Raw genomic sequence first — 2744 nt, 5'->3', positions numbered from 1 at the left:
GGATATCGCACACTCGGATAGACCAAGCCGTCGGTACCGGCCTGGCGCACTGCCCAGTTCTGTCAACTTTCGAGGCGAGTTGCGCAGCAGACAAGCATCTGACTACCAGAAGCTGTATCAGGCGGCGGAGATCTGGTCTCGCAGCGCGGCCACGCGCTGGACGTGGATGACCCGCCGACAGGCGAGCGAGATGGTCTGGTTGATGTAGGTAGCTGGCCTTAGAAAGTTGCGGACTTCATCAAAGGCGCGGCAGAAGCGATGAGCCGCATCAAAACTCTTGAAGCTGCGCATTGGCCGGTAGCGTCCTTTTATGTCCCGGTGCGTCTGTTCGATTACGTTGTTTTTGTACTGGCTGGTGCGGTGCTCGACGTCCGTGCCGAGTTCGTCGGCAATGGCCCTGGGGTAACTGATATGGCCGTCGGTGGTGATCTGCTCGGGCTCGACCTGGGTGACCGACCTGGCGGACCGGAGGAATGCCTTGGCGGCGGCCATGTCGCGGTTTTCGCTGAGGTAAACGTCAACCAGGTTGCCATCTCGGTCGATCGCCCGGTAGAGATAGCACCACTCACCGGCAACTTTGACGTAGGTCTCGTCGATATGCCAGCACCGGCCGGCCTTGCCGGCCCGGCGCTTGCGCAGACCCTCGGCCAGCAGCGGTGCCAGCTTGGCTTCCCAATCCCGAACCGCCTCATGGGTGAACACGATGCCGCGGATCAGGAACATCTCGGCCAGATCGCGCAGGCTCAGCTTGTAGCGCAGCCGCCAGAAGACCACGAGAAACATGATGTCGGTCGGCACTTGGACCCGGTTGAGCGCCGTGCCGGTCCGCTCGTTGAACCGCCGCCCGCAGTGCCGGCACTGGAAACGCCGACAGCCTTGAACCGTTCGCCCCTCCCGCTCGCGGGTTGACGACGAGTGGCAGTGCGGGCAGTTCATGGTGGCTCTCTTGATCGCTCAAAACGAGCCCGGGAACCTATCCGCTGGTGGCACTCCCGGCAAGCTGCCCTGAGATCTGACAGAACCCTTGTAGGAGGTGACGTTATGCCCGAACAGATCAGCATACCCTTTCTCAAAACAGCCGGGGTACTAGCCCATCTGGCGGCACGCTACCAGTCTCACCCTTCAGGCGATATATCTCGTCAGAGCAACGAAACGCGTCGAACAAAGTCCTGTTCGTGGTTTCTCCGATGTAACAGGCGTCTTGGTGAACAAAATTCATCAATAACACCGTTATGAAGTTCCAACTGGGCGGAAGTTGGACTGGGACCGGTGCGTGATAGCGAGGCCCGCGGAAAAATCAATACTCTCCCGGTAACTGTCTCAGATCAGCATCAGTAACAGCAGCCATCCATCACATCCGAAGTCGTACGTCGCGTCAGCAATTATCAAACGATGTCACCGACACCTCTCGGAGGCGCCGGTCAGCCCAAACAATGGAGGACGGACCCGATGCCAGAAGAAATCCAGCACTTCATCGGCGGCAGATGCGTTGCCGGACGGAGCGAGCGGTTCGCACCCGTGTTCAACCCGGCGACCGGCGAGCAGAGCGCCTCGGTGCCGCTCGCCAATGCCGAGGAAGTCGGTGAAGCAGTCGCTGCGGCGCAGAAGGCATTTCCCGGCTGGGCGACGACCACACCGCTGCGCCGGGCGCGCATCCTGTACCGTTTTCTGCGCCTGCTGGAAGAGCATCAGGACCGCATTTCGGCGGTGATCACCGCGGAACATGGCAAGGTGCTGTCCGACGCGTTGGGCGAACTGACGCGCGGCATCGAGGTGGTGGAATTCGCCACTGGTGCCCCAAACCTGCTGAAGGGAGAGGTCACCGAGAATGTCGGCACCCGGGTCGACAGCCATTCGCTGCGCCAGCCGCTCGGCGTCGTCGCCGGCATCACGCCGTTCAACTTCCCGGTCATGGTGCCGATGTGGATGTTCCCGGTGGCGTTGGCCTGCGGCAACTGCTTCATCCTGAAGCCGTCCGAGCGCGACCCTTCGGCCTCGATGATCCTGGCGGAACTGCTGAAGGAAGCGGGCTTGCCCGACGGCGTGTTCAGCGTCGTTCACGGAGACAAGGGAGCAGTCGACGCTATCCTGCATCATCCGGGAATTGCTGCAGTCAGCTTCGTCGGCTCGACGCCGATCGCGCGCTACATTTACGAGACCTCGGCCCTGAACGGCAAGCGCTGCCAGGCGCTGGGCGGTGCCAAAAACCACATGATCATCATGCCCGACGCTGACCTGGATCAGGCGGTGGACGCGCTGATGGGGGCCGCCTACGGTTCGGCCGGCGAGCGCTGCATGGCGATCTCCGTTGCCGTTCCGATCGGCGACAAGACCGCCGATGCCCTGATCGAGCGGCTGGAGCCCAAGGTGCGCGGGCTGAAGATCGGCCCGGGTACGGACCGCGAGGCCGAGATGGGGCCGCTGGTCACCGGTGCGCACCGGGACAAGGTCAAGCAGTACATCGATATCGGCGAGCGCGAGGGCGCCAAGCTCGTGGTCGACGGCCGCAATTTCAAGATGCAGGGCTACGAGAACGGTTTCTTCCTGGGCGGCACGCTGTTCGACAACGTCACGACCGATATGACGATCTACAAGGAGGAAATCTTCGGCCCGGTTCTGGACGTGGTGCGCTCGCCGGACTACGAGACCGCGGCGCGCATGATCAACGAGCATGAATTCGGCAACGGCACCGCCATCTTCACTCGCGACGGCGATGCGGCGCGCGAATTCGCCCACCAGATCCA

At 62.1% G+C, this 2744-nt stretch carries 2 protein-coding genes; one reads left to right on the top strand and one right to left on the bottom strand.

What is annotated here, in order from left to right; genetic code table 11:
- Positions 1 to 117: 117 nt before the first annotated feature.
- On the bottom strand, positions 118 to 798 hold the full coding sequence (locus AC5JJ6_RS08010; protein WP_496041530.1) for an IS6 family transposase: 681 nt from the start codon (positions 796 to 798) through the stop codon (positions 118 to 120).
- A gap of 651 nt (positions 799 to 1449) precedes the next feature.
- On the opposite strand from AC5JJ6_RS08010, the gene AC5JJ6_RS08005 reads away from it, so the two are divergent.
- The coding region (locus AC5JJ6_RS08005) for a CoA-acylating methylmalonate-semialdehyde dehydrogenase (protein ID WP_496041529.1) at positions 1450 to 2744 on the top strand (1295 nt) is incomplete at its 3' end.

Source organism: Skermanella sp. (assembly GCF_059503625.1).
Note: the sequence above shows the minus strand (reverse complement) of the source record. Positions and strands in the feature narration are given on the sequence as shown.